The organism is Streptomyces poriferorum (assembly GCF_019399235.1).
In the GTDB taxonomy this organism is placed as follows: Bacteria; Actinomycetota; Actinomycetes; order Streptomycetales; family Streptomycetaceae; genus Streptomyces; species Streptomyces poriferorum.
This window is the reverse complement of record NZ_JAELVH010000061.1, coordinates 20,311-27,498: the sequence shown is the minus strand read 5'-3', so window position 1 is coordinate 27,498 and position 7,188 is coordinate 20,311. Positions and strand designations below refer to the sequence as shown.

The following is a 7,188-nucleotide window of genomic DNA, read 5'->3' as shown; positions in this document are numbered from 1 at the left end:
AGCGTCTGCTCGCGCTCGTCGTGCCCGCCCATGCCCGAGCCGCCGCCGCGGACCCGTCCGATGGTGTCGATCTCGTCGATGAAGACGATGGCGGGGGCGACCTTGCGCGCCTCGGCGAACAGTTCCCGGACCCGGCCGGCGCCGACCCCGACGATCATCTCGATGAACTCGGAGGCCGAGGCGGAGAAGAACGGCACCCCCGCCTCCCCCGCGACCGCTCTCGCCAGCAGCGTCTTCCCGGTGCCGGGAGGACCCGCCAGCAGCACTCCTCCGGGCATCCGGGCACCCATTTTCCGGTAGGCGCCCGGATTCTTCAGGAAGTCGACGACATCGTTGAGCTCGCCCTCGACCTCGTCGATGCCCGCCACGTCCTTGAACGTCGTACGCCGGTCTCCTTCCAGCTCCACCGGTTTCGGCGGGGCCTTGCGGCCGAAGCCGCCCATGCCGCCGCCCATCCCGCCGCGCGACATCCGCCGGGCGATGAACACCCACAGCAGGACGAGCAGCAGCATCGGTGCGAGCGAGATCAGCAGGTTGGCGAGGAAGCTGCGTTCCTTGACGACCGGTTCCGCGGTGACCGTGACGTCGTCCTTGACGAGCTCCGCCCAGAGGTTGTCATCGGCGAAGGCGGGCCGCTGGGTGACGAACTTGGTGTACTTGTCGTCGCTTCCCGGGACCTTCGCCTCCTTCTTCAGCTGCCCCTGGATGGCATCGCCCTTGGAGTAGATCTTGGAGACGTTGCCCGCGGTGACCTGCTTGCTGAACTCCGTGTACGCGATCGTCGGCTCGTCCCTGCCGTTGAAGAAGGAGAGCACCAGATTGGCGATCAGATAGACGGCCAGCGCGGTCAGCAGAAGACCGCCCCAGCCTCCCGGCATCTTCCGTCCGGGTGGCGGGGGCTTCGGCGCGCCCTCGGAACGCCAGGGCTGGTCGGTGCGGTCGCGGGGAGGTACGGGATTGGTCACGCGGTCTCCTCTGCCGACAGCCGTTGAGCCGACATTAAGGGAGAAACGCAGGCAAAGCCCTCGGAGCGGTGGCCCGCTGGGCCCATGGAGGGACCCCCGCGACCTCGCGTACACGCCCGAGCGGACCCCACCACCCCGGGCACACGCCCGAGGGGGCGCCCGCCGTGAAGCGGGCGCCCCCTCGGGGACGTGAGAACCAGGTCGCGACCCGGCCGGCTGCTCAGCCCATGAACTTCTTGAACTCGTCCGGCAGCTCGAAGTTCTTGTCTTCCTGACCGGCCGGCAGACCGAACGCCCCGCCCTGCGCCGCCTGCTCACGGCGGGCCGCCTCGGCCGCTTCCTCGGCCTTGCGCTTCATCGGGTTACCGCTCTTGCGCTTGCCCTTGGCCTGCTTGACCTGCTTCTTCTGCCGGCCGGGACCGCCGCCCATGCCCGGCATCCCGGGCATGCCCGGCATGCCGCCGCCCTGCGCCATCTTCGACATCATCTTGCGGGCCTCGAAGAACCGCTCGACCAGGTTCTTCACGGCGCTGACGTCGACACCGGAACCCTTGGCGATACGGGCCCGCCGGGAGCCGTTGATGATCGTCGGCTCGGCGCGCTCCTTCGGGGTCATCGACTTGATGATCGCGGCGGTGCGGTCCACGTCGCGCTCGTCGATGTTGTTGATCTGGTCCTTGATCTGCCCCATGCCGGGCAGCATCCCGAGCAGCTTGGAGATGGAGCCCATCTTCCGGACCTGCTCCATCTGGGCCAGGAAGTCGTCGAGCGTGAAGTCCTTCCCGCCCTTGCTGGACGCCAGCTTGGAGGCCATTTGAGCGGCCTCTTCCTGGCTGAAGGTCTTCTCCGCCTGCTCGATCAGGGTGAGCAGGTCACCCATGTCGAGGATGCGGGACGCCATGCGGTCGGGGTGGAAGGCGTCGAAGTCCTCGAGCTTCTCACCGTTCGACGCGAACATGATCTGCTTGCCCGTGACATGGGCGATCGACAGGGCCGCACCACCGCGGGCGTCACCGTCGAGCTTGGAGAGGACCACACCGTCGAAGCCGACGCCGTCGCGGAAGGCCTCGGCGGTGTTGACCGCGTCCTGGCCGATCATCGCGTCGACGACGAAGAGGATCTCGTCGGGGCTGACGGCGTCGCGGATGTCCGCGGCCTGCTGCATCAGTTCCTGGTCGATACCGAGGCGGCCGGCGGTGTCGACGACGACGACGTCGAACTGCTTGGTCCGGGCGTACTCGATCGAGTCCTTGGCGACCTGGACCGGGTCGCCCACGCCGTTGCCCGGCTCCGGCGCGTACACCGCGACGCCGGCGCGGTCGGCGACGACGCTCAGCTGGTTCACGGCGTTGGGACGCTGGAGGTCACAGGCGACGAGCAGCGGGGAGTGGCCCTGGCCCTTGAGCCAGACGCCGAGCTTTCCGGCGAGGGTCGTCTTACCGGCGCCCTGAAGACCGGCCAGCATGATGACGGTGGGGGCGGTCTTGGCGAACCGCAGCCGACGGGTCTCGCCACCGAGGATGGAGACGAGCTCCTCGTTGACGATCTTGACGACCTGCTGGGCCGGATTCAGTGCCTGGGAGACCTCGACGCCACGCGCCCGCTCCTTCACGTTGGCGATGAAGGCCCGGACGACGGGCAGAGCGACGTCCGCTTCCAGCAGGGCGATACGGATCTCGCGAGCCGTGGCGTCGATGTCCGCCTCGGACAAGCGGCCCTTGCCCCTGAGGTTCTTGAAAGTCGCGGCAAGGCGGTCGGAGAGAGTATCGAACACGGCGCTCGTCGGTCCTCAGGGTCGGGGGCGGGGGCAGGTAGTCGTCCCCCAGGGTATCCGGACGCCGGAGAACGCAAAGCCCTCGCCCGGTTCTCGTGACGGACGAGGGCCTTTTCGCAGGGTGCGGGGGCTCAGCCGAGTGCCTTCTCGATCTCCCGGGCCAGCTCCGCGGCGCGCTCCGCGGACAGCGGTTCGCCCTCCGCGTCCGTGACGTAGACCGTGTCCACCGCGTTCGCCCCCAGCGTCGACACATGCGCGCTGCGTACCCGTACCGCGCTCTGTTCCAGCGCCCGGCCGATCCGGTGCAGCAGACCGGGGGCGTCCTGGGCGCGCACCTCGATCACCGTGGCCAGCTGCGAGCCGCCCGCCGCGACCGTCACCCTCGGCGGCGGGGCCTTCACCCCGCGGCGTCGCGGGTAGGCCGCCTCCCGCTCGGCGAGTCGGGCCGGGATGTCCAGCGAGCCGTCCAGGGCGCGGACGAGGTCGGCGCGCAGCCGGGCGGCCTGGGGCAGGGAGCCGTACTCGGCCGCCACGCGCCAGCTGAGCAGCAGCAGGTCCGCCCTCTCACCCAGTTCCGTGGGGAGCTCGACGGCCCTCAGGTCGGCGGCGCGGACGGTCAGGCGGTGCAGGGCGAGGACCCCGGCGGCGGCGGGGAGGACGCCGGGCCGGTCGGGAAGGGCGATGAGGAGTTCGACGCCGACGGGTTCGGGCCCGCCGTCCTCGTGCGGGGCCTCGGCCTGGGTGTGCAGGGCGAGGACGGGTTCGCCGGTGCGCAGGGCCTCGACGGCCAGGCGCTCCTGCTCGGCGCTGGGCGCCTCGGGCGCGGGTTCCTCGGGCGCCTCGCCGGCGAGGACGGCCGCGACGCGCTTGACCAGGTCGCTGACGAGGGAGGCGCGCCAGGTGGACCATGCGGCGGGCCCGGTGGCGAGCGCGTCGGCCTCGGTGAGCGCGTGCAGGAGTTCCAGGGTGGCGGCGCTCCCGACGGCGGTGGCGACGGAACGGACGGTGGCCGGGTCGTCGAGGTCGCGGCGGGTGGCGGTCTCGATGAGCAGCAGATGGTGGCGTACGAGGGTGGCGATGACGCCCACGTCGTGCTGGTCGAAGCCGATCCGGGCGGCCATGTCGCGGGCGATGACCTCGCCGGCGACGGAGTGGTCGCCGGGCCAGCCCTTGCCGATGTCGTGGAGCAGGGCGGCGACCAGCAGGAGGTCGGGGCGGCCGACGCGGCGGGTGAGGGAGGAGGCGCGGACGGCCGCCTCGACGAGGTGGCGGTCCACGGTCCAGGTGTGGACCGGGTTGCGCTGCGGCCGGCAGTGGACCCGTTCCCAGTCGGGCAGGAGCCGGGTGATGAGCCCCTCGGCTTCCAGCGCCTCCCAGACGGGGACGGTGGCCTCGCCCGCGCCGAGAAGGGTGACGAGTTCCTCCCGGGCCTCGGCGGGCCACGGCACCGGAAGCGGTTTGGCGGCGGTGGCGAGGTGGCGTACGACGTGGCGGGAGAGCGGGAGCTCGGACTGTGCGGCCGCCGCGGCGGCCCGCAGGACGAGGACCGGGTCGCGTTCCGGGCGGGCGGTGCGGGCCAGCACGACCTCGCCGTCGGCCTCGACGACGCCGTCGGCGAGCGGGGTCCGGTCGGTGGCCGGGGCGCGGCCGCCGCCCAGCATGGCCCGCAGCCTCGGGCGGGCCGAGCGGGCGCGCAGCACCCGGTTGACCTCGCGCCAGGTGACGTCGGTGGCGTACGAGACGGTGCGGGCGGCCTCGTACACCTGGCGCAGCAGGGCGTCGGCGTCGAGGAGGCCGAGGGCGGCGGCGACCTGGTCCTGTTCCTGGAGGGCGAGGCGGTCGGTGGCGCGGCCGGTGGTGAGGTGGAGGGCGTCGCGGGCGTCGAGGAGGACGCGGCGGGCCTCGGCGAGGCCCTCTCGGGGGGCGTCGGCGACCCAGGAGGCGGCGACGGCGCGCAGGGCGGTGGCGTCACGCAGTCCGCCCCGGGCTTCCTTGAGGTCGGGTTCCAGGAGGAACTGGAGCTCGCCCTGGCGCTCGGCCCGTTCGCGGCAGAGCTCGTCGAGGGCGGGCAGGCGCTTGGGGGCCTGGTTCCGCCAGTCGGCGAGGATCGCGGTGCGCAGGGAGGCGACGAGGCCGAGGTCCCCGGCGACGGGCCGGGCGTCGAGCAGTCCCAGCTGGACCTTGAGGTCCTCGCCGGCTGTCTTGCGGGCTTCGGCGGGGGTCCGTACGGAGTGGTCGAGGGCGAGGCCCAGGTCCCAGACGGGGTACCAGACGCGGTCAGCGAGGGCGGCCACGGCTCCGGCGTCGGCGCTGCCGTCGTGGAGGAGCACGAGGTCGAGGTCGCTGCGCGGGGAGAGCTCGCCGCGGCCGTAGCCGCCGACGGCGACGAGGGCGGCGCCCCGGACACCCGCGTGCTCGGCCGCGGCGTTGAAGAGGCCGGTCAGCCACTCGTCGGTGAGCGTGGCGAGGGCCGCCGCGTAGCCGCTGGGTCCCGATTCCTCGGATTCGGTGGTCACTTCGGTGCTCGTCACCCAGCTGCCTTTCCGTGTGCGGAACAGTCGGTCAGAGTGCGTCCGGGCCGCGTTCGCCGGTGCGGACCCGGATCGCGGTCTCGACCGGGACGCTCCAGACCTTGCCGTCACCGATCTTGCCCGTCCGGGCCGCCTTCACGACGACGTCGATGAGCTGTTCGGAGTCCTCGTCCTCGACGAGGACCTCGATGCGGATCTTCGGGACGAGGTCGACGGTGTACTCGGCGCCCCGGTAGACCTCGGTGTGGCCGCGCTGACGCCCGTAGCCGCTGGCTTCCGTGACCGTGAGGCCCTGGACGCCGAAGGCCTGGAGGGCCTCCTTGATCTCGTCAAGCCGGTGGGGCTTCACGACTGCGGTGATGAGCTTCATGCGTCCACCTTCTTGTTCGTCGGGGCTGCCGTGGTGCCGGGCGCGGGGGGCGTGGAGCGGGAGGACGAACCGCCGCCGGCGCCGCTGAAGTCGTACGCCGTCTCGGCGTGTTCGACCTGGTCGATACCGGAGACCTCGTCGTCCTCCTCGACCCGCATCCCGATGGTCTTGTCGAGCAGGAAGGCGAGGATCGCGGAGACGACCAGAGAGTACGCGAGGACTGCGAAGACACCGACGGCCTGCTTGCCGAGCTGGTCGAGTCCGCCGCCGTAGAAGAGCCCCTTGGCGTCGGACTGGACCCCGCCGGTGGCGAAGAAGCCGATGAGCAGGGAGCCGACGATGCCGCCGACGAGGTGGACACCGACGACGTCCAGGGAGTCGTCGTAGCCGAACCTGTACTTGAGACCGACCGCCATGGCGCACAGCACACCGGCGATGGCGCCGACCGCGATGGCACCGAGCGGGCTGACCGCGCCGCCGGCCGGGGTGATGGCGACGAGTCCGGCGACGGCGCCGGATGCGGCACCGAGGGTGGTGAAGGAGCCGTGGCGGAGCTTCTCGTAGCCGAGCCAGGCGAGCATCGCGGCGGCGGTGGCGACCTGCGTGTTGACGAACATGACCGCGCCGACACCGTCGTCGTTGCCGAGCCACGAGCCGGCGTTGAAGCCGAACCAGCCGAACCAGAGGAGACCGGCGCCGAGCATGACGAGCGGCAGGCTGTGCGGCCGCATCGGGTCCTTCTTGAAGCCGACGCGCTTGCCGATGACGAGGATGACGCCGAGGGCCGCGGCACCCGCGTTGATGTGGACGGCCGTACCACCGGCGAAGTCGATGACGCCGAGCTCGAAGAGCCAGCCCCCCGCGCCCCAGACCCAGTGCGCGACCGGGAAGTAGACGACGGTGACCCAGAGGGTGATGAAGAGCGCCCAGGAGGTGAACTTGACCCGGTCGGCGAGCGCACCGCTTATCAGGGCCGGGGTGAGCACGGCGAACATCAGCTGGAACACGGCGAAGACGTACACCGGGATGGTGTAGCCGTCCCAGAGTTCCGTGACGCCGATCCCGCTGAGGCCGACGAAGTCCTGGCTCCATCCGATGATCGAGCCGGCGTCGGTGCCGAAGGCGAGGCTGAATCCGTAGAGCACCCACAGGATCGTGACGATCCCGAGGCTGATGAAACTCATCATCAGCATGTTGAGGGTGCTCTTGACGCGGACCATGCCTCCGTAGAAGAAGGCGAGGGCCGGGGTCATGAGCATCACCAGGGCCGAGCAGATGAGCATGAACCCGGTGTTGGCGGCAGACAGCGTCGGGGCGTCTGCTGCAAGCGTCGTGATGCCTGGGGGCATCGGCGTCTCCTCGTCGTCGGTGCGGCCGCGTGCGGGGGCGGTGGGGACGTATCCACGTGCGGGACCACTGGGGAAAAGGTGCGGGCCGGTTATGGCCATGAGATTCGCCCAGCGCCGTTTCCGCCGATGCCGCACGATGTTTCGCCGCAGTGACTAAGAGGACCACCGTGTTACGTCCCCATGAACCGCCCGTGCCGTA

The 7,188-nt window shown here is 71.0% G+C and carries 5 protein-coding genes; all 5 read right to left on the bottom strand.

The window, feature by feature from the left end:
• Positions 1-965 (bottom strand): ATP-dependent metallopeptidase FtsH/Yme1/Tma family protein (locus JGS39_RS13780; protein WP_219569198.1); only part of this gene is annotated, 965 nt, incomplete at its 3' end.
• A 220-nt stretch (positions 966-1,185) separates the two neighbouring features.
• Positions 1,186-2,739 (bottom strand): signal recognition particle protein, encoded by a 1,554-nt coding sequence (ffh, locus tag JGS39_RS13775; protein ID WP_219569196.1) that lies wholly within the window; start codon positions 2,737-2,739, stop codon positions 1,186-1,188.
• Between the two features lie 131 nt (positions 2,740-2,870).
• Positions 2,871-5,270, bottom strand: coding sequence for a [protein-PII] uridylyltransferase (locus tag JGS39_RS13770; protein WP_219569194.1), 2,400 nt, complete (start codon positions 5,268-5,270; stop codon positions 2,871-2,873).
• A 31-nt stretch (positions 5,271-5,301) separates the two neighbouring features.
• Complete coding sequence (locus JGS39_RS13765) at positions 5,302-5,640, bottom strand: P-II family nitrogen regulator (protein WP_136330688.1); 339 nt, start codon at positions 5,638-5,640, stop codon at positions 5,302-5,304.
• Positions 5,637-6,989 carry an ammonium transporter gene (locus JGS39_RS13760; protein WP_219569192.1) on the bottom strand — a complete coding sequence of 451 codons (1,353 nt, stop codon included), beginning with the start codon at positions 6,987-6,989 and terminating at the stop codon, positions 5,637-5,639. The genes JGS39_RS13765 and JGS39_RS13760 overlap by 4 nt, the downstream gene beginning before the upstream one ends.
• Between the last annotated feature and the right edge of the window lie 199 nt (positions 6,990-7,188).